This window comes from Paucilactobacillus salsurae (genome assembly GCF_054784995.1).
In genome coordinates this window covers 133915-154776 of sequence record NZ_BAAHWX010000003.1, presented here as the reverse complement: position 1 = coordinate 154776, position 20862 = coordinate 133915, and the positions used below count along the sequence as shown (strand labels likewise).

Annotated in this window: 25 protein-coding genes; 2 read left to right on the top strand and 23 right to left on the bottom strand. The window is 39.3% G+C overall.

The genetic code is table 11. The annotated features are described in order from the left end of the window. Positions 1-25 precede the first annotated feature (25 nt). The 16 genes from ACYVQZ_RS04350 to ACYVQZ_RS04275 form a co-directional block, all read right to left on the bottom strand. The gene (locus ACYVQZ_RS04350) at positions 26-1171 is read right to left on the bottom strand and encodes an Mbeg1-like protein (RefSeq protein ID WP_461240176.1); all 1146 of its coding nucleotides are present in this window, start codon (positions 1169-1171) and stop codon (positions 26-28) included. Between the two features lie 22 nt (positions 1172-1193). Beyond that, positions 1194-2357: a thiolase family protein gene (locus tag ACYVQZ_RS04345; protein WP_461240175.1), complete on the bottom strand. Its 1164-nt coding sequence runs from the start codon at positions 2355-2357 to the stop codon at positions 1194-1196. Between the two features lie 131 nt (positions 2358-2488). Further along, complete coding sequence (locus ACYVQZ_RS04340) at positions 2489-2986, bottom strand: GNAT family N-acetyltransferase (RefSeq protein ID WP_461240174.1); 498 nt, start codon at positions 2984-2986, stop codon at positions 2489-2491. Between the two features lie 102 nt (positions 2987-3088). Next, positions 3089-3754, bottom strand: coding sequence for a TVP38/TMEM64 family protein (locus tag ACYVQZ_RS04335; RefSeq protein ID WP_461240173.1), 666 nt, complete (start codon positions 3752-3754; stop codon positions 3089-3091). Positions 3755-3773: 19 nt separating this feature from the next. Beyond that, positions 3774-5354 (bottom strand): cation:proton antiporter, encoded by a 1581-nt coding sequence (locus ACYVQZ_RS04330; RefSeq protein WP_461240172.1) that lies wholly within the window; start codon positions 5352-5354, stop codon positions 3774-3776. 113 nt (positions 5355-5467) lie between these two features. Further along, the gene (locus ACYVQZ_RS04325; protein WP_461240171.1) at positions 5468-6097 is read right to left on the bottom strand and encodes a helix-turn-helix domain-containing protein; all 630 of its coding nucleotides are present in this window, start codon (positions 6095-6097) and stop codon (positions 5468-5470) included. A 146-nt stretch (positions 6098-6243) separates the two neighbouring features. After that, positions 6244-6699 carry a flavodoxin family protein gene (locus ACYVQZ_RS04320; RefSeq protein WP_461240170.1) on the bottom strand — a complete coding sequence of 152 codons (456 nt, stop codon included), beginning with the start codon at positions 6697-6699 and terminating at the stop codon, positions 6244-6246. Beyond that, complete coding sequence (locus ACYVQZ_RS04315) at positions 6699-7310, bottom strand: NAD(P)H-binding protein (protein WP_461240291.1); 612 nt, start codon at positions 7308-7310, stop codon at positions 6699-6701. Before ACYVQZ_RS04315 ends, ACYVQZ_RS04320 begins: the two co-directional genes overlap by 1 nt. Then, positions 7310-7729, bottom strand: coding sequence for a MerR family transcriptional regulator (locus ACYVQZ_RS04310; protein WP_461240169.1), 420 nt, complete (start codon positions 7727-7729; stop codon positions 7310-7312). The genes ACYVQZ_RS04315 and ACYVQZ_RS04310 overlap by 1 nt, the downstream gene beginning before the upstream one ends. Before the next feature lie 12 nt (positions 7730-7741). After that, on the bottom strand, positions 7742-8392 hold the full coding sequence (locus ACYVQZ_RS04305) for an NAD(P)H-binding protein (RefSeq protein WP_461240168.1): 651 nt from the start codon (positions 8390-8392) through the stop codon (positions 7742-7744). A 51-nt stretch (positions 8393-8443) separates the two neighbouring features. Next, positions 8444-9787 (bottom strand): MFS transporter, encoded by a 1344-nt coding sequence (locus ACYVQZ_RS04300; protein ID WP_461240167.1) that lies wholly within the window; start codon positions 9785-9787, stop codon positions 8444-8446. Between the two features lie 123 nt (positions 9788-9910). Beyond that, positions 9911-10951: a zinc-dependent alcohol dehydrogenase family protein gene (locus tag ACYVQZ_RS04295; protein WP_461240166.1), complete on the bottom strand. Its 1041-nt coding sequence runs from the start codon at positions 10949-10951 to the stop codon at positions 9911-9913. Positions 10952-11027: 76 nt separating this feature from the next. Then, positions 11028-11348: a carboxymuconolactone decarboxylase family protein gene (locus ACYVQZ_RS04290; RefSeq protein WP_461240165.1), complete on the bottom strand. Its 321-nt coding sequence runs from the start codon at positions 11346-11348 to the stop codon at positions 11028-11030. 1 nt (position 11349) lies between these two features. After that, entirely contained in the window at positions 11350-11769 is a 420-nt protein-coding gene (locus tag ACYVQZ_RS04285) for a cupin domain-containing protein (RefSeq protein ID WP_461240164.1), read from the bottom strand. A 14-nt stretch (positions 11770-11783) separates the two neighbouring features. Continuing rightward, the gene (locus tag ACYVQZ_RS04280; protein WP_461240163.1) at positions 11784-12167 is read right to left on the bottom strand and encodes a DUF2255 family protein; all 384 of its coding nucleotides are present in this window, start codon (positions 12165-12167) and stop codon (positions 11784-11786) included. A gap of 5 nt (positions 12168-12172) precedes the next feature. Then, positions 12173-12916, bottom strand: coding sequence for an SDR family oxidoreductase (locus tag ACYVQZ_RS04275; RefSeq protein ID WP_461240162.1), 744 nt, complete (start codon positions 12914-12916; stop codon positions 12173-12175). Between the two features lie 120 nt (positions 12917-13036). Here ACYVQZ_RS04275 and ACYVQZ_RS04270 point away from each other — a divergent pair, with 120 nt between their 5' ends. Continuing rightward, entirely contained in the window at positions 13037-13912 is an 876-nt protein-coding gene (locus ACYVQZ_RS04270; RefSeq protein ID WP_461240161.1) for a LysR family transcriptional regulator, read from the top strand. 108 nt (positions 13913-14020) lie between these two features. Here ACYVQZ_RS04270 and ACYVQZ_RS04265 read toward each other — a convergent pair whose 3' ends face one another. The 6 genes from ACYVQZ_RS04265 to ACYVQZ_RS04240 all read right to left on the bottom strand — a co-directional run bounded on the left by ACYVQZ_RS04265 (position 14021) and on the right by ACYVQZ_RS04240 (position 18850). Beyond that, positions 14021-14674: a TetR/AcrR family transcriptional regulator gene (locus ACYVQZ_RS04265; protein WP_461240160.1), complete on the bottom strand. Its 654-nt coding sequence runs from the start codon at positions 14672-14674 to the stop codon at positions 14021-14023. A 12-nt stretch (positions 14675-14686) separates the two neighbouring features. After that, positions 14687-15832: an ABC transporter permease gene (locus ACYVQZ_RS04260; protein ID WP_461240159.1), complete on the bottom strand. Its 1146-nt coding sequence runs from the start codon at positions 15830-15832 to the stop codon at positions 14687-14689. Further along, positions 15832-16554 carry an ABC transporter ATP-binding protein gene (locus ACYVQZ_RS04255; RefSeq protein ID WP_461240158.1) on the bottom strand — a complete coding sequence of 241 codons (723 nt, stop codon included), beginning with the start codon at positions 16552-16554 and terminating at the stop codon, positions 15832-15834. Before ACYVQZ_RS04255 ends, ACYVQZ_RS04260 begins: the two co-directional genes overlap by 1 nt. Positions 16555-16657: 103 nt before the next feature. Beyond that, complete coding sequence (gene arsC / locus ACYVQZ_RS04250) at positions 16658-17068, bottom strand: arsenate reductase (thioredoxin) (protein WP_461240157.1); 411 nt, start codon at positions 17066-17068, stop codon at positions 16658-16660. Positions 17069-17072: 4 nt separating this feature from the next. Next, positions 17073-18416, bottom strand: coding sequence for a branched-chain amino acid transport system II carrier protein (gene brnQ / locus ACYVQZ_RS04245; RefSeq protein WP_461240156.1), 1344 nt, complete (start codon positions 18414-18416; stop codon positions 17073-17075). Between the two features lie 17 nt (positions 18417-18433). Beyond that, the gene (locus tag ACYVQZ_RS04240; protein ID WP_461240155.1) at positions 18434-18850 is read right to left on the bottom strand and encodes a MerR family transcriptional regulator; all 417 of its coding nucleotides are present in this window, start codon (positions 18848-18850) and stop codon (positions 18434-18436) included. Positions 18851-18945: 95 nt separating this feature from the next. Between ACYVQZ_RS04240 and ACYVQZ_RS04235 the strand changes: the two genes are divergently transcribed. Next, complete coding sequence (locus ACYVQZ_RS04235; RefSeq protein ID WP_461240154.1) at positions 18946-19923, top strand: aldo/keto reductase; 978 nt, start codon at positions 18946-18948, stop codon at positions 19921-19923. A 38-nt stretch (positions 19924-19961) separates the two neighbouring features. Here the strand turns inward: ACYVQZ_RS04235 and pepI are convergent, their stop codons facing one another. After that, a complete protein-coding gene (gene pepI, locus ACYVQZ_RS04230; protein WP_461240153.1) occupies positions 19962-20840 on the bottom strand; it encodes a proline iminopeptidase in 879 nt (292 codons plus the stop codon). Between the last annotated feature and the right edge of the window lie 22 nt (positions 20841-20862).

Below are 20862 nucleotides of genomic sequence, written 5' to 3'. Positions count from 1 at the left end.
CTTATTTGTTTCATGTGAAACATTTTTATTTATCTAATTTTTCTTCATTTTTACGTAATTGAAGCAATTGCTTTAACACTGTTGGCATCGCTGTTTTGGGCTTTTCATGCCCACCTGCTGTCAATAGCGCCTGCAGTAATTCACCTACTGAAGAAGTGACTTGCTGTCTAATTTCAGGGTCTGTTGCTTGAATTTGTGTCACAATCATTTTGGTGTTTGTCGGTACTGCCTGTTTAAAGTCCTTGAACTGATTGATATCACTTTCTTTAAAAATTGCATATACAGCATCAAGAATGAGTTGCCGATCCGCGAGGCTCATTTCTGATAACCACGCGTCAATAGCTCGTTGCAAATAAAGCGCAGACCATTTCAAAGCTTCACCAAACACAAATTGATCACCATCTAATTCCCAAGTCAACAGATTATGTTGGTTAATCCCAATTGCGGTACTTTTGACAATTTGAAATTCCTGAGTTGTTTCTAATAACAGTCCAATTACAGTTGATTCTGGTACAAATTTAGCGACCCGCGAAATTATTGCTTTTGGCAACGTTTCTTTAAACCCGGGACCATCAAAATTAAATACTTTTTGAATTGCCATTTGCGTTTGCTGGTCACTATGGGCCAACGCAAACACTGCCAAATTACCACCCTTGGAATGACCGCCAACATAATAATGACCAGGTTTTGCCTGCACACGTTGCTTCAGATATCTAGCGGCTAATTTTTGTGATGGCACAGCCTCCAGATAAGTCATGTTAAAATCCTCTTTCCAATCTAAGAGGGTGGCTTGAGTTCCACGATATGCCACAAAATAGTAATCAGGTCCAATTTCAAACGTGATGGCCGCAAATTGTAATTCAAGATCTGGATCGTTAGTATTAACGGCATCATGCCAAGAAATTGATTTAAAACGCGCACTTTGCGCAATTGCCTCCAACAACTGTTTATTGAGCTCCCCCATCCAAATTCCTTGATTCATCTGATCAAGTAATTGTGCGTCATTTAGCACTGCTAGGGTTGGCTGCAAGTCAGCAGGAACAACCGTATAGTCAAGATAACTTAACTGCGCAAAAATAGCGGCATCCACCATATTTAGTTCACGCTCAGCAAATGAAACATTCCCTTGCTGCTGCACATAGTCTACTAAAGTTTTGGTTGATTCCGCCATAATCAGTCTCCATATTATTCAATTATTGATTGGTTGTTTTTTTAATTAGCGTTGCTGCACCCATACCGCCGCCAATACATAATGAGGCAACGCCAGTTTGAGCGTCTGAATGAAGTAAATCATAGATTAGTGTTACTAAAATACGACTTCCAGACGCGCCCACAGGATGACCAAGGGCAATTGCACCACCATTTGGATTAACGCGATCTTGATCAATACCTAACTCATTAATACAAGCAATTGATTGAGCTGCGAATGCTTCATTAAGTTCAAAGGTGTCAACATCACTAGCATTCATCTGTTGCTTTTCTAAAAGTTGGCTCACAGCATAATAAGGTCCCATGCCCATCATGTGTGGATCAAGACCAACGAATGCTGCATCAACCCATTCAGCAAGAGGCGTTAAATTAAATTTCTCAACCGCTTCTTGTGAAGCTAGCATGACTACTGCGGCACCATCATTTAATCCAGAAGCGTTACCAGCAGTAACAGTTCCTTGATCTTTAAACACTGGTTTTAGTGTGGCTAGTTTTTCAATTGACGTATCGGGACGTACTGCTTGATCAGCAGTAACAGTGTCAATTGGCACAATTTCATCTTCGAACGCTCTGGTTCTTTGCGCATCGACAGCTTTCATATGACTATTAAACGAAAATTCATCCATCTGTTCCCTAGTAACATGGTAATTGTCGGCAATGTTTTCAGCAGTCATTCCCATTTGATAACCGCCCCACGCATCAGTCAATGCATCCGATTGAACCGTGTCGATCAAATCATCACGGTCAAATTGATCGTTCACTTGATCTTTTTGGACAACAAAAGGTGCTAACGACATACTTTCCATTCCACCAGCAATCACCACTTGTGCTTGTCCAGCAGCAATTAAACTCGCTGCTAAATTGACACTGGAAAGGCCAGAGCCACAAACATCGTTAATCGTAATTGCTGGAATACTAAAATCAAGTCCAGCTTTAACAGCAGCTTGGCGTGCTGGGTTTTGCCCAACACCAGCTTGAATGACGTTACCCATCAATACTTGATCAATATTATTAGGATCAATCTTAGACTGATTAACGGCACCTTTAATCGCATAGCTACCCAAATCTACGGCTGATTTAGTTGCCAAACTACCATTCATTTTACCGATTGCAGTGCGTTTAGCAGCTACAATATAAGTTCTGCTCAATTTACTTTCCTCCGAGACCCGCGAATAATTTTTCGTCATTACTCTATAATACCTTAACCATAATATAATATCCTATTTGGGCACATTTCGCGAAGAAAAAAATTGAGTTTATTATTTCCTTAAGTAATCGATTAACTAAAATGACGGCCTAAAATATCAAGATCACGTTTTTGATCATCCATTAATGCTACTTCTGGCAGGCGTCCCCAGGTTTCAAATCCATTTTTTTCAAAAAGCCCAAGACTAGGTTTGTTATGACCAAAAATAAATGCGACTAACGTATTTATATCTAAAGACTTTAATTGCCCGAATACAAAATCCAGAGCTTGCTGTCCTAGACCCTGATGACGAAAGTTTTGATCAATATAAATACTGATCTCCGCAGTATGAATATATGCTGGGCGTCCATAAAAATATTCGACAGAAACCCAACCAGCAATTTTGCCCTTACTTTCCATGACCCAAATTGGCCGTTGTTCATGGTTAAACGCCTCAAACCACGGTTGCCGATAAGCAACACTGACAGGCTCCAAGTCGGCTGTTGCTAGTCGACTGGGAATAATTTCATTATAAATATTAACAATCGTTTCTAAATCATCTTGCGTTGCGTACCTAAATGCTAAATTCATGGTTGAAGCCTCCAAAAAAGATTGGATTTATTTTATACCAAATGACGCGAAAAGAAAATATGACATTGTCATGTCATAAACAATTCGTTTTTTGCTTTAGCCCTATGCCCGTCTGCGATCACGACGAATAATTAAAATCAGTCCGGCCGAAGCCGCAACGATAACAACGGCTACAATTAAGCGCGTTATATTTAAATGCAAGACCGCATCCCCACCAAAAGCATAGAAAAAAGCGGTCGGGATACTGCCCAAGATAATTAACTCATTTAACTGGGATCGATTAATTTTTAAATCAGACGCAGCAATATGAACCAATGCGTTAGGTACAAATGGAACACAATAACCGAGTAACACACCAATTTTAGGATGCTGCATTTTAAGCAAATCGTCTAAGATTCGCGATGGTTTTGACTGTTTTCGCAAATCCTCGAGACGATCGACTAAAAATGACCCAATCATATTACCAATGCTCAACCCGACCACATTTGCAATAAATCCCAAAGGCGCACCTAAACAAATGCCACTGATCACAGCCATTACAGAGTTGGGGGCACCTGGAACGACTGTCACAGCAGCAACAAGTAACGTCAATGGTAAAATCGCCATCAACCCTTGGCCACGGAACACATGAATAAAGGTTTGCTGATTAAATTTTAGACCACGTAATTCATGTATTACAGGGCGATAGTTCATCACTAACACGATTAGAAATATGATAATAATGATTCCGCTGAGCAGCGCAATTTGTTGCCGATGACTTAACTTCATATCGTTACCTCTCTAACGATTAATTCTCTTCGAAAACATTTGGCCCCACTACCAACGATTCAGCCAATAACACTTCATTATAAAGTTGATAAACGCATTTTTGGTAACGCACTTCGCTTTGCGAAATCATATCTAAATATTGTCTTTCCTGTAAAAATGCATTCATAAACGCCCGCATTTCCAATTCTTTTTCAGCACCGGTAAATTCTGGGTGACGAACCACTTCATACCAGGCTTTGACAAAATCGCGCGTCCTCGTCATTTGTTTTTGGGTCATTAAATCAAATATGACGGACTTTTTGACATTAGCTGGTAAATACATGCGATTGACCGCAGCCACGGCCTGATGGACCATTTTGACACGGATTTGATCGACCTCTTTCAAAACCTCTTTGTCTGGAACGTCGGCATTTAGAAGAAAACGGAATGCAATTGTTGGTACAACCATACTCAAAATGATTAAGAAACTGGCTGACAATAATACTAAATTGAAAGCACCACTTTTAACATGCATTTCCGCCACCGTGTATGCTAATGCTAGCGTAACTGCACCATGGACACCACCAAGTGAAAAAATCCAGGCGTCTTTATTTGTCATTTGGAGACGAACACGACTATACCCGTATCGAATTAGTGTGTTCACGACGTACAGAACCGTACCAATTAAGAGCCAATTCAATGAATGAACCATACTTTTTTCTTCAACGACAATACTGACAAACATGAATCCCAAAATAACAAAGACCATGCTGTTAAAAATTTCGATAATCATGGCAACTAGATCAAACCCAAAATGAATTTGACGTGAATTTAAAAGGCGGCTCCGCTGTGCTTCAGCATTATGAACCATTCCTGCACAGACTACAGTGATAATACCTGAAACATGAATCATTTCGGCTAGATAATACAAAATAAATGGTGTGACAATATAAATTAAAATTTGTGCATTTAAAGAAGTATAAGCTGTCCGCAATAATTGCTGACGAGCCAATACCACCACCCACGCACCGACAAAACCAAATAAAGCCCCACCAACCGCTGAGATTAGGAAGTTTTCAATAGTTTCTGAATAATTGATATAACCGTTGACGTACCAGAGCGCAGCCATGTTCAGGAGAATGATTCCAGAAGCATCGTTAAACAACGATTCCATCTTCAACATACTTTGGTCTGTGGCTGGCATTTTCAATTCATTAGTGACAGATTCCATCGCGGTAGCATCCGTTGGCGTACTGACAGCTGCTAGAATAAATGCTAATGGCATACTAATACCGGCAAGCCACCAGACACTAAACCCAGAAACAACTAAGCACAAGAGTACTAACGAAACTGTCATTTGAAAAATATGTTTTAGCTCTTGACCCACAAAATTGAGGTGCATTGATTGCCCTTCAAAGAATAATAGCGGTGCAATTATAAGTCCCAAAAAAATATCTGAATTAAAATGCTCAATATTATTACGAATAATTGGGAAAAAGAAAATGATGGCCCCACTAATCATACTGATATAATTTCCAGAAATTTTTGGAAACACCTGTGAAATAAAAATACTAATCACAGCTGTTAATAATAAAATTAGTGTCGATACCATCAGGCCCATTATGTCGTTCCCCCACAATTGTTTTAATCGTTCAATTCGTCAACCTATCTTACCAAATTTAATCCCAAAAGAAAAAAATATCACCAATTTTTCGCCAATATTTTTTAATTCATTTATTTTTTTGTATTCGAAGTTATTAAAGCTTTCTCAACAAATTTTAGAATCACCACGGTCGCTAGCAAACTACCAACAAATACACCCGCTGAAAAGCTGCCAATTCCACGAAAATAAACGCTGAGCACGTTAGTGAGTAAAAACACGACCACTAACTCCCATCTAATAATAGTCAGTTTTTTCTTGGAATTATCGTCTCTTCCCACGAGCTCTCGTCTTCGTTTAGATTCTGATAACAGCGTAATAACATTAACTAAAATGCCAATATTCAACAAAATTTGTGCTCCCGTTGCTAGTTTGAAATCTTTCAACCCCATTAAACTCATAACCAAGAGAATCAATAAAATAATATCAACAATCATTGAAGCGTAGTAGACCTGTCGATTTTGTTTAAGTTCACGTTCCTTTTTTTCTAGATTACTCATCATCGCTTTGTCTCCCTTCAATAGTTCATCCAAGGAGTGCTGATATAAATCACTTAACGCAATTAGACTAGAAACGTCTGGGTAACTTCTTCCCGTCTCCCAATTTGAAATCGTTTGACGAGTTAAAAAAAGATATTGTGCTACTTGTTGCTGTGTGAGTTGGTTGTCTAGCCTGGCCTGTGTTAATTTTTCACCAATTGTCATTTAATCACCGCTCCTTTCTTTAAAACTATCAAGGTTGTTATCATTATACTAGCTAAGTTTTGTGGCGACAGCTATTTCCAGGGAAATAATGGCGCAATGTTTCTTAGCACAAAAAAAGGATGTGTTTATTACCACACCCTATAGTTTTAGTTTGACAACCAATCACCAATTTGTTGATTTGAAATTTTACTGTTTTGAATAAAAGGCTCGTGATGCTGACTGTTCGTTCCACTTTGCTGCAGAAAGTCACTAACAAAATTACCAGCATCGCTCGCAAATGTTCCAAAAAGAAATGTTGGTATTTCTGATAATTTAACTTTAGTTAAAAAACTAGCAATTGGTGTGGCAATTCGGCCACTCCAAACAGGACTACCAATGATGATCCTTTGATACTTTGTACTATCTGGTACTGCCGTTAAATTGGGTAATTGACCAGTTTCATACTGCCTTTTAGCTAAGTCAGAAGTTTGATACATATCAGTAGGAAAAGGTGTTACAGGTTTTACTTGAAAGAGATCAGCTTCACTGACTTTTGCAATTTGTTGGGCTAGCTTTTTCGTATTACCGGTTCTGGAATAGTATACAACTAACGTTTTCAACATTAATGATCCTTTCGATTGATTCCTAAACTTTCACGATTCGCCATTTGCGGATCATGAATCAATTTAGCCACTAGGTCTGCAATGCTGACAATCGATACATCGTGCCCACCAAACGGTTCACCTTTATGTGTCACTTCATAATTCAAGTCGAATTGATTATCAAACCATCCTGGTCGAATAATTGTGTAATTTAAATCTGACCCTTCAACAATATCTGCAGCTTGGCGATATGGCTGGAGAACTGGATTATTGCTGACATTGCCGTTTGCGCCAACAGAACTAGGGATTTCATCGTAAATTCCCATTGATGTAATGAAAATTAGTCGTTTCGTAGCTGCTATTGACATCTGGTCCACCAATGCTTGTGCCATTTTTGGTAAGTTACCACTTAAGGCTGCAAAAACAACATCTTGATTTTTTAATGCTTTTTTCAAATCCTGTTCATTCAACACGTCTCCATTTACAACGGTTTCGCGATTCTTGTCAACCAACCCTAACTTAGCGGTATGTCGTGCCATTAAAGTTAACTGATCTTCACTATTTTCAATTAAATATTTTCTAACGGCTGCACCAATTGTGCCAGTGGCGCCAATAATTAATACACGTTTCATCATTGATCATCTTCCTTACTTTTTGCTGCATGTTGACGTTCAATTGCCCGCAATTCATTTTCGGTATCCACCATATGATCGTCATAATGATCAAGTTTATAGTGTAAATGATCAATTGCCGATTGGATATCATCACGCCGCTCTTCCATTTCTGCTAACTGTTCTTTCAATAATTCAATTTGTTCCTTAGTATTATCTTCTTGAGCATCAAACAATTGAATATAGTGTCGAAGATTTTCAATACTCATGCCCGCTGCTCGCATTTGCCGAGCAAACACAATTCGGCGAATAATACGTTCGTCAATTTCACGATTACCCGCTTCGCTGCGCTCAATACTAGGAATTAATCCTTCTTTTTCGTAATAACGAATTGCAGCTGATGATACACCGGTTTGTTTACTTGCTTCTTTAATATTCATCTTTGTCCTCCGTTAATAAATTGGCCGATTAGCCCCTTGAGTAGTTGGATCCGCTAATCCGAGACTATCTTTTGAACCAAGCGCTGGATCTAACATCATTTTTGACACCAAATCAGCAACACTTTGTCTGGAACCCGAAACACCAATATATGGTTCATCTTGGTGAGTTACTGAATACTTAACTTCATTTTTATCATTTAACCACGGTAATCGCAATGTTGTATAGTCTAAACCAGAATTTTGTAACAGCCGATCCGAGTTAATCGCGGCAGCCAAACCACCACTGACTTGCTGGTGATTCCATACACCAAACTCTCCTGGCACCTCATTGTAAATTCCCAAAATATTAGTGAAAATAACACGTTTAACTTGATGCTTTTGCATTGCGTTAATCACATTTTTCGTCCAATTGTTGTCACGGGTATGATCAACTACTGCCACAAAGACAAGATCTTGACCGTTGACAGCACTGTCAACCGCTTGTGCATCATCTAAGCTACCTTCTAGTAATGTCACTCGAGAATTCGTGTCTAAGTTTGCCAGCCGATGTGCATTTCGTAAAAATAATGTTAACTCAATATTTTCGAATTGTGATTCTGCTAAAATTCGTTGTTCGATAATTCGCGCAATTTGGCCGTTAGCAGCCAGTATTAAAACCTTCATAAGTAATCTCCTTTATTCATTTTGAAACTAGTCTATCCCCTTCAAGTAACTTTAAGGCAAGACTTTTTTATTTTTTTGTCCAAAATAAATATTAATAACAGCCAACACTGAAATTAGCATAAAAATCGTCATTATTGACGTTGCGGTGTTGTACGAGATGACTGGGCTAGTTAAGTTGGCAGTGATCATCGTGATAACTGACAGGCCCACCGAACTTCCAATTTGATGGACAGTATTTACAACGCCTGATGCCGAACCAGCAATTTGCGGATCAGTATTGGCTACCCCTGCGACAGTTAGTGTACTCAGTGAAAAGCCTTGACCAATTCCGATAATCACCATTGGGATTGCAACCGCCCACAGATAACCTGATTGAATTTTAACAATATCAATCATAACTAACCCAATAGTAGTGATCACACCACCAACCAACATGATTTGCGTATTTGTAAACCTAGTAGTTAAGCGTGAAACCAATGTCGCAAAGAAAAATTGTGGTAATGTTTCCGGAAGAAAGCCAATGGCTGCCATTAAAGGCGTAAAGTGATAAACGTTTTGCATCGCCTGCGGTGTCAAAAAGAAATAAGAAATCATGGCGCCTAGGAAGAAAAATCTGGCAACATACGCACTACTGCGTTCGCGATCTTTAAAAAGTTGTAATGGCATTATTGGATGGTCACTGCGATGCTCTTGTAAAATAAACAACGCCAAAAAGAAAAAACCAATAACTAATGTCAAAACAGGTCGAGAAGCACCATTGATGCCGAACACAATCAAAATTAGACCAATCACCGAATAAATTGCTCCCAACCAGTCAATTTTTTCATTTGTTGGTTGACTAGCCGATACAAATTTCATTGTAAACAGGCCCATCATGACGCCAATTGGTACATTTAAGAAAAAGCCAATACGCCATGACCAGTAACTGGCGATTAAGCCACCAATCACTAGACCGAAACTAGCTCCTAGTCCACCAGTGGCACCGTAATATATAATTGCGCGAGTACGCATGTCACCCCGGTAGCTATCCATTAATAGTGCTAACGTTGTGGGTGCCAAAATTGCTGACCCAATTCCTTGAAGTCCTCTCATGATAATTAACATTAGCCCATTAGTTGCCATGCCAACAAACAATGAACCAATACTAAAAATCACCAAACCAATTAAAAACACACGTCGCCGGCCAAAAACATCGCCGGCTCGTCCACCTAACATCAAAAAACCACCGAAAGTTAGGGCATATGCATTGGTTACCCAAGATAAGACTTGCGCATTTAACTGTAAATCAGCAGCCATTTTCACTGTACTAGTAAACACAATGGAGTTATCCAACAAAATCATAAAATAACTGATTAAAATAATGGGTAATACCATTCCAAATTTTGAACGATTCATTCTTTTTCCTCACTTTGATCATTAATTTATTTGCATTTAGTACGATATGCCCTTCAAGTAACTTCAAGGCAAGGAAAATTTCAAAAAAAAAATACAGTTTATAAAAACTGTATTTTGCACTACCTATTCACTAACAATCAATAATGATTTGATTGCCTCACGCTTATCCATTGCTTCATATGCATCTTGGATATGGTCTAGGTCAAACCGTTTAGTGAAAACTTTACCTGGATGAATATCGCCATTCAACACGGCATCGAGTAATATTTTACGATCATCGGTAGTCACTGATGCAATTCCACCTCGTAAACCAGTGTTACGCCAGAATAAATTATTGGTGTTCATCATTGGATTTTGTGGAATGCCGACACGACCAACAATTGCGCCAGGGCGACCAACTTTAATCGCCGTATCAACAGATTGTTCTGTTCCGACACACTCTAAAATTGCATCTGCTCCGGCACCATCAGTGAGTTTCATCACTTCTGCGACAGCTTCGTCACCCCGACTAGCAACAATGTCTGTTGCACCGAATTCTTTGGCTAACTTTTGACGATCTTCATGTCGACTCATTGCAATAATACGAGTGGCGCCTAAAAGTTTAACCGCAATCACCCCGCACAAACCAACCGCACCATCACCCATCACAACCGCCGTACTACCAGGTTTTACTTCAGCACTATCGGCTGCATGAAAACCAGTGGCCATCACATCAGACAACGCTAGTAAATCATTTAGTTGATCATCACTGTAGTCAGAAGGTTGTCCTGGAACCTTTACTAGGGCCCAATCGGCATTTTTAAAGCGTAAATATTCGCCTTGATAACCGACAATTTCATTATCAGGAATGTTTTGGCAATCCCCATCAAAGCCCGCTAAACATGCAGCACAATGACCACATCCATGAGTGAATGGTGCCACAACAAAGTCTCCAGGTTTCACATTGGTCACTTGTGAGCCAACGGTTTCAACAATCCCAATGGCTTCATGCCCAGTCGGTGTGTTGGCTTGACGTTCATTCAAACCGCGATACCACCATAAATCAGAACCGCAGACACATGCGCGCACAATTTTTAAAATGGCATCATGTTCATCTTTAATTTCTGGTTTAGGTAATTCATGAGCCTCCATCTTACCAGGTTCAATAAATACAGCTGTTTTCATCTGTTATTCCCCCATTACGTTAAGTTAATTTCAATTGTAGACCCTTGAAGTTAGCTTAAGTCAAGCAAAAATTAAGTTATGCTTCACCATAAATAGCTTTCGCAAGTGAAAATGCAGACCAGGCTTTTGGCCAGCCAGTATAAAATGATAGGTGGGTAATTAATTCCACAATTTCTTCTTTTGTGACACCATTTTGTTGAGCAATTTTTAAATGGGCTTCCAATTGTGGTACCCCTTGTGTCATCAAGCTAGCTACTGTAATTAAGCTACGATCATGGGCCGACATTTGTGATTCTCGTGACCAAACTTCACCAAATAAAACGTCATCGTTTAATTCTGCAAACTTGGGAGCGAATTGTCCCAAATTATCCCGTCCAGCTGTTTGTTTTTTTGCCATTTTACTCATCCTCTCCTGCGTGTTGATATTGTTCGTCAGAAACTGGTTCCAGCCACTCTGGCGTGCCAGCGGTAATGGCAATATGACTGAACCAACTGTCTTTAGTCGCACCATGCCAGTGTTTGACACCATCATGAGTCACAATCACATCACCTGGATTTAATAATTGGGCTTTGCGTCCCTCTTCTTGATACCAGCCTTGACCGCCAGTGACGAGTAAAATTTGATAACCATCGTGATGGATGTGCCAGTTGTTACGACAACCTGGTTCAAAAGTGACATTACCAACGCCAACATTGACACTAGGATCATTCACTAAACCATTTAGATAACTTTGACCGGTAAAATATTTTGCGTAAGCGTCATTTTTGGAACCTTTTTCAAAAATAATGCCGTCTTTAACTGTTTCATTTTGTGCCATTTTGTCTTCTCCTTTTATTTCCTGGGTAATAGTTGCATCGTTGTACTACGTGGACCTGCCTGAATCATTGGTGGCATATAAACACTGTCAGCGTATTTTTGTTGATAGGTTTGATCCACTTTTTTATTAATCGTTTCATCGGTTAATTTTTCGAAAAATACTTCATAATTTTCTTTAGCTAAATGTATCCGACCGCGTTTTTGTTCAAGTGCAGATCGATACCACCGCGAACGAGGCCCGTTCCAGGCACGAATATATAGCTGACCTTCAACTACAACTGACCATATCCATGTCGGCGTTCCATATGTTTTACCATCGCTATAAAATGGTGAAACTTTCATATCGTCGGCAGTAGCAAATTTTTGAATGAGTTCTTCAGACCATTGTGTATTCGTCATATGCTTTACCATGGTTGATCCGTTGGGCCGATTGTAAATTCACTGACGTTGGTGTCATCGGGCTGATCCATGGCAAATGCCACAACACTCGCAATTCGTTCTGGACTAATTTGATATTGATCATATAGCTGCTGCATACCTTTTGCAGCCGCATCATCAGTAATTGTGTTCAATAATTCTGTTTTAATGGCAGCTGGATAAATCGTTGCTGTGCGAATGTGGGAGCCTTCTTGTGCCGATTCCATTCGTAATACTTCCATCAAATCGCGCACTGCCCATTTAGTAGCACCATATACACCACCATTAGGATATGCTTTGAGACCTGCTACTGATGATGTTGTGATGATATGGCCCGATTTTTGTTCTTTGAATGTTGGTAACACAGCTGCAATCCCATTCATAACACCTTTCAAGTTGACATCAACCATCTTATTCCATTCAGCTGTTTTTAATGCTGATAATGGTGAACTTGGCATTAATCCAGCATTTAGGAAAATAGCATCTACATGGCCATATGTTTGCTTAGCAAGTTCAACCAGTTGTTCACTATCTTTGGGATTGGTTACATCGGTGACACGATAAACAGCTTGGCCACCAGTTTTTTCAATTGACGTTACAATTTCGGCTAATTTATTCTCACGGCGTGCACCGAGTACCAGTTTTGCCCCTTTACTTGCCAATAATTTGGCGGTCGCCATACCGATACCACTTGATGCTCCTGTAATCAAAACTACTTTATCTTTAATCATTACTATTCCTCCTGGATGTTCACTACGAATTTACAAACCATATTCTATGGCTTGACTTTGTACATGTCTAATGCTTATATTAAATTAAATATTATGCTTATTTGTTATAGGAGAAAGCAAATGGAATTAAGAGTAATACGATATTTTTTAGCAATCGTTGAAGAAAAAAACATCAGTAATGCATCAAAACGTCTACATGTTTCACAACCTACTATTTCACGGCAGATTAAAGAGTTAGAAGATGAATTAGGTGTCACACTCTTTGATCGAGGAAGTCGTAAAATTGAGTTGACCGATAATGGTGAATATTTTGCTAATCAAGCAAGGCAATTACTTTCGTTAGCAGACAAAACCGTCGAGAATATTCACACCACGAGTGACGTTCGCGGATCAATTTCGATTGGAAGTGCGGAGGCCAAGAGCTTCATGAATGTGGCCCATTCAATCTACAATTTAAAACAGCATTCACCAAATATTGATATCAATATTGTCAGTACCAATGCTGACGAAGTCCGTGTGAAGCTAAAATCAGGAGCATTTGATTTTGGCGTGATTATGGACACTGCTGATAAAAGCGACTATGAATTTATTAGTCTTCCTGGGAAAAGTCGTTGGGGTCTCTTAGTGCCTAATTCTAGTGAATTAGCAAAAAAGGATACGTTGGCTCTAAATGATTTGATTGGCCCGAAACTGTTAATTTCACATCAAAGTGGAATGGCAACCACCCTGCAAGAATGGTTTGGTACTAGCACTAATGAATTCAACATCGCTGCAACCTATAATTTATCTTACAATGCTTCTCTAATGGTAGCCGCCGGAATCGGCTATGCACTTTGTATTGATGGCATTATTAACACCAATCAATCTGAATTAACATTTGTACCCCTTGATCCTGCCATTATGGCTGGAACAAATCTGGTATGGATGAAAAATTATCATTTGTCAACAGCTGCCCAAGCATTTTTAAATCAGATTTCTAAAGACTTACAAATTTAAAAGACTGCACATCGGTTGATATGCAGTCTTTATTAAGTATCATATTTTGTTTATATCTAAAATTCGATATTTAAAGATAGAACCTTTTTGTTTCACATGAAACATTCATTATTTTTCAGTACTAATGCCCCAGACAATAATATCTTCCATACGTTTTAAATCAGCCGCTTCATCAACGGGCAATGTTGGAATCATTTTTTCTCGTTGAAAAAAATAAGTTAACAACTGACCACCCACTGTTCTGAAAACAGATAGTGGTGTCATTTCTTCTCGCAAATGTCCTGTATTTTCCAGACGGTTATAAATAACTTCCATAAAAACAGGTTGCGTTTCTTCAGCAAACTGAACAAATATTTTCCTAATTTCTTGATTAATTAGTAATTCAGAAAAGAAAATTGTCACAGCTTGTGCATTTTGTTTTAAAAACTCAAACCGATTGGTAATAAAGAAATGCACCATTTGCCGAATGGTTAATTTCTCGGGAGCTGGTACTTGATTTAAAAAATCGTCTCGATAATCAGGCAATAAATTATTAACCACTGGCACCACAATGGCCTTAAGTAGATCTTCTTTAGTTTTAAAATACTTAAAGATAGTTGCTTGGCTTACATTGGCGTGGTCTGCAATGGCCATCGTTGAAGTGCCATCGTAACCATGCTCTGCAAATAAGTCGAGTGCAGATAATAAAGTTGCGCGTTTACCCTTCGGCATTTTTTGTTCATTTAACCAGTCCTTATAACTGGCAAAAATTGCTTTTTTCATCAGTCTCACCCTTTAAACTTTACGATAACGTCGCAATCCGCGAACGTTCAATATCGTTAATACTACCAAGAAAATCAGCAAGACACCAATGTCACCACCTAATGTTAAAACGCTCTTGCCTTGCATCATAATCTTAGTGACTGCATCCCCTGAGTATTTAATCGGAATAATATACGAAATTGTCTTAATCCAGCTCGCCATCGAATCCATGGGAATAATGCCAGAAAAGAAGACTTGTGGCACAACGACTAGTGGAATAAACTGCATCATCTGGAATTCTGATCGAGCAAACGTCGATAGAAAAATCCCAAATGACAGTGCCACGAGCGCTAGTACCAAATTGACAATAATAATGCCAATCATACTCCCTACTACTTCAACTCCTAGTAGCCAAACAGTAGCAAACACAATCACAATCGTTTGAACAATCGCTAATACGCCATAACTGGCCATGTAACCAAAAATGATTTCATAACGTTTAACTGGCGTTGCTAACAAGCGATCTAACGTGCCACTCGTCCGTTCCTTCAGTAGTGCCATACCAGAAATTAGGAAGACAAAGAAGAAGACGAAGAAGCCCATTAAAATTGGTAACATTTTATCAAAGAAACCTGTGTCAGCATCCCCATAGACATAGTGATTCGTGATTGTGGGTGTCGAAGTTTTACTTTGTTTCTGACTGGCCGCATTAATCTGAGCCTGGGCACTAGCTGACAGAGTACTTTTCAACTTATTAATGGTTGTCTTAGCCAACGTCAACTGTTGTTTCATCGTACTAATATTTGTTTGAGTAAGTGCTGTTTTAAAAGCCATTTTAACGGCGGATGTTTTACTAGAATCCGTATTTGCATAAGTGATGCTGTAGTTATTGCCAGTTTTGTGAATTATGGCATCGACATCATCATTTTTCAAAACTTTTTTGGCTTTTGCTTGTGTTGCATAGTCGTGCACATCCACATGCTTAATATCACCAAGGGCTGTGTTTACTGTATTAGAAACACCAACTGTCGCAATATCAACATTCGTGGTTGAATTAGCATTAAAGATGACACTCATTAACCAGAGCACTAAAATCGGCGCTAAAAATAGCAGCGCTAATGTTCGTTTATCTCGAAACAATTCTTTTAAAACACGTCTCATAATTGCAATTGTTCTCATTAGTCTACACCTTCTGCCTTTAAGAATACTTCTTCAATTGAATCAACTTCATACTGTGCCTTCAATACATCTGGTTGATCAAATGCCATCACTTTACCACCTAATAACAAGGCCACTTTATCAACTAACTCTGCTTCATCCATCACGTGAGTTGTAATTAAAATACTGCGTCCTTCATCGCGAATGCGATTCAATTCGCGCCAAATTTGGCGCCGCAAGGCTGGATCAATTCCGACTGTTGGTTCATCTAGGATCAACAGTTCAGGGTTGCCCAATAACGCAATAGCTAATGAAAGTCGTCGCATCATTCCCCCTGAATAATTATTAACCCGCTTATCTAAATCCGGTGTCAAATCAACCACTCCAGCAACATATTCAATCGAGTCGCCAATTTTACTTTTTTCAATGCCCTTCATCTGTGCATAAAACTTTAAATTTTCCCGTGCCGACAAGGATTCATAGAGCGCGTCTGTTTGCGCCATATACCCAATTCGTCCTAGTAATACCCGATTAGGCATGACCTCGTTTAACACTTTGGCGCTACCACCATCAGCAACTTCCATGCCGAGTGTAGTTTTAATCACTGTTGATTTACCAGCTCCCGAAGGACCAATCAATCCAACAATCTCACCTTCATTAACCGTTAAATTAATATCTTCTAGGACCGTTTGTTTGCCAAATTTTTTAACTAAGTGATCTAATTCAATCGTTTTTTGTGCCATTTTACTTCCTCCAATCAAAAAAGTGATTGATCACTCACTTTTTATTTATAAGGTGAGTATACACTCACTTTTTTAAAAATACAATATAAAAAAGCAATCTTTTTCAAGATTGCTTACTGAGGGTTTGAATATGCTGTTCAATTTCATCACGCACTTGGCGAAATGTTTGGCGTACTTCACTAGGACTACCTTGTGCTTGAGCCGGATCAATCAACGGCCAATGAATATGTTTCACACTCGCTGGGGTCACTGGGCAATGATCTCGAGCATCACCGCACAATGTAATCACCAGATCAGAAGTATTTAGAAAATCACGATCAATTAGTTTTGATTCCTGTAATGAAATATCAATGCCCTTTTCTGCCATCACCTCAACTGCTAATGGATTAAGTCCATCCGTCCGTAAGCCAGCACTAGCAATAGTCCATTTAGATCCTAGTATTTTTTTAGCAAAACCCTCTGCCATTTGACTACGACATGAGTTGCCCGTACACAGAAAATAAGCTTGTGGCATGTGATCACTCCTTATTTACTTTTTGCCTGGTTAAATATTGTAAAACTAATCCAAATATTAACCCAATCAAGGCTGGAATTGTCCAACCAAGTCCAATACTAAATCCTGGTAGCCAGCGACCAAATTCTAAAACCGAAGCAATTACTCCAGTATGCAACGTTACCGGAGTCGCATTTAAACCATCAAAAATAGCCGGAAAAATGGTAAAAAGCGTCACACTTCCAAATAACCATTTGGACTCTCCTAAAATGGGTGAAAAAAGTCCTAACAAAATTAGGGTAATCGCTAATGGGTAAATAAAATAAAGAATCGGTGTCGAAATAACCAACAAACGTTCTAGTCCGACATTAGCAAAAATCAAGGGCACCACACTAGCCACGGCAATTAAACCTTGATATGGCAATCTTGGAAACAACTCTTTAAACGTATCACCAAAAGCTGTAATTAAACCAATTGCTGTTTTTAAACAGGCAATAATCACGATCACTGCTAGCAATGCGTTTCCAAAATTACCAAAATAAGCATGGGCCACATTTGCTAAAATCGGCCCACCATTTTCAGCACGCGTAAATCTGCCAAGGGCATTGCGCCCCAGTAATGCTAGCAACCCATAAATAATTGCCATTAAGACAACTGCTAATCCACCGGCACGAATCGTGTCGCGGGCAATTTGTGCTGGTTGCGTCACTCCGAGTTGTTTAATTGCGTTAACCACAATAATCCCAAATGCTAAGGCGGCTAGAGCATCCATCGTGGAATATCCAGCTGTAAATCCGGCCACCAGTGGCACTTGTGCATAACTACCATGTGCGGCTTGCCCGTTGCCTAAGGGTTTAATGAGTACCATAATTAGTAATATTGCAAGTAGAATTAAAAAGGTTGGCGTGAGAATTTTACCAACATAAACCATAATTTTCGACGGTTTACGGGCAAACCACCAGGCTAGGAAAAAGAACCCAAGCGAATAGAGTAACAACACATGGCTCTGTTGTTTCACAGCCACAAATGGTGTTAATCCGACTGAAAATGAAATAGAGGCCAATCGTGGTAGCGCAAATAATGGACCAATACATAGATAGAGCAAGATCGTAAATGCATACGCGTAGAAATGACCAACTTTATGCGATAAGGCAAACACGCCATTTGATTTAGTAATCCCAATGGCTGCAACCCCAAGCAAGGGCAGTCCCACACCCGAAATCAAAAACCCAATCAGGGCAGGCCAGTATTGTTGTCCCGCTTCTTGACCCACAAACACTGGGAAAATTAAATTACCGGCACCAAAAAACATTCCGAACAACATCATGCCGATAAACAACATTTCTCGTTTACTTAGACTTTTATTCATTAGCTTTATTCCATTCGTTAGATTTCATAGGCTGGTTTGTAATCATTCCAGTCCGGTAAAGTTGTGTGGTTTTGTTCAGCTGCTTTGATATCTGAGTAATAAGCAACCTTTTGGGTAATATGTTGCTGATATTGCTTTAATTGCGCCAGCTGTGCCTCGACTTTTGCCTTGTGTTCTTTTAATATTATCAAAATTTGATCCAAATCCGTTCCAGTTTCCTGATACTGCAGCAAATCTTGGAGCTCTTTGATCGTCATACCAGAATTTTTAAAGCATAGAATACTATTAAGTCGATCCAGATGCTTACGGGTATAAACGCGATGACCATTTTGTTGGGCGACATCGTTTAATAAGCCTATTCTTTCATAATAACGTAACGTGGACGATGCCAAATCGTACTGTTTACAAACTTCATTAATTGTATAAGTTGCCATAAATTTAATTCTCCTTAAAATCCTTTACTTGAAGTGTACTTCAACGTATATAATAAAGACAACTATTAATTAACAATAAAGGAGTACAACGAACTATGAAATATCGTAAATTAGGTAAGACAGATTTTGATATCAGTGAAGTTTCATTGGGCACTTGGCAACTTGGTGGTAAATGGGGCGCAAAATTTGATCCAAAAGACGCAGAAGAAACACTTGAAGCTGCCTATGATCACGGCGTTACATTCTTTGATACAGCTGATGGCTACCAAGATGGGATGAGTGAAAAAACAGTTGGTCAATTTTTGAAAAAACACCCAGACGTTCATTTCACTACTAAAATTGGCCGTAAGGAAATGCCCACGACTGAGGAACACTTCAGTCCTAAATTTTTGCGTCGCTATGTTGAAGAAAGTCTGACAAACATGGATGTTGAAGCACTCGATCAAGTGCTCCTCCACTGTCCACCAATGAGTATTTACTATCATCCAGAAACGTTCAAAACACTGGATGACTTAAAAAAAGAAGGTAAGATTTTAAACTATGGTGTCAGTGTTGAACGGGTCGAAGAAGCGATTAAATCATTAGATTATGATATTTCGTCAGTAGAAATTATCTTTAATATGTTCCGTCTTCGTCCTGCAAATCTCTTTTTCGATCTCGCTAAGCAACATAATGTCGGCATTTTAGCTCGTGTGCCATTGGCAAGTGGGTTACTAACAGGTAAATTTAATGATGACACTCACTTCGATCCTAATGATCACCGTGCCTTTAATCGGGATGGGAAAGCCTTTGACAAGGGTGAAACTTTCTCCGGTGTCGATTACCACACAGGTGTGAAGGCGGCTAAAGAATTGCAAGAACGTCTGCACACAGATAATTTAGCCGCAATTGCCTTACGGTATATCCTGATGTATGACGCCGTGAGTGCGGTCATTCCTGGTGCCAGCAAAGCATCTCAAATTGAAAGAAATACTTCAGCTGCTGATTTACCCGCATTAACTGACGAACAAATGGCGATCGTCAAGGATGTGTATGATAAATACATTAAAGACCCAGTAGAATATCTCTGGTAATAAAAATAGCACGCTTCAATACGAAGTGTGCTATTTTTTTAATCATTCTGTTTAAGCCACTGATCGAGCACCTGAATGAATTCATCATGCTGGTCAAGTAGCGCTAAATGGCGACTGTTTGCAAATAAATGCCATTTGGCACCGGGAATATGATCATAGACCGACTTGGCAATTAACGGTGTACAGAGGTCATCTGTACCGTTTGTAACCAATGTGGGCACATCTACCTTATACAGTTCGTCTGTCACGTCAAAATCGCCTAACGTACCATTTTCTGTAAATTCATTAGGGCCTTCAGCAATCAAACTAGCCTTTTTGCCATTTGTTGGGCGACGTAGCGGTTCTGGTGAATTTTCATCCGGATCATCCCAGCAATAGCGTTCCATATAACGATCGTTTGCTGCTAAATATTTTGGATTAGTGAAATCACCTGTTCGCTCAGCTTCCGCAATGGCGGTCCGATCTTCATAGCTTAAGTAACTGATTAAGCGATGCTGTTCTTGAATCCACAATTTAATAGATGCTGGTGAACCATCAATCATGACACTCTTGATTCCAAGATGGTCATAATGCGTCAGATAAAACATTTCCAGCATTCCGCCCCATGATTGACCTAATAAATGCACTTCATCCAGATGCAAGAATTTGCGCAATTCAATGAGTTCCTCTGCCCAAGTTTCCTTAACATACATCGATTCATCATCCGGGATTGAAGATTTACCACAACCAACCTGGTCATACATAATTAACTGACGACCAGTGTCTGCATAGTCATCCAATAGTTCAAAATAATTATGTGATGAACCTGGACCGCCATGTAACAGCAATAGCGGTGCAAGATTGGGATTTTTCTCTCCCACGATTCGATAATACGTCTGGTAACCACGAAATGGCATATAGCCTTCTTCAATTTTCATTGCCAACAACTCCCTTTTAACT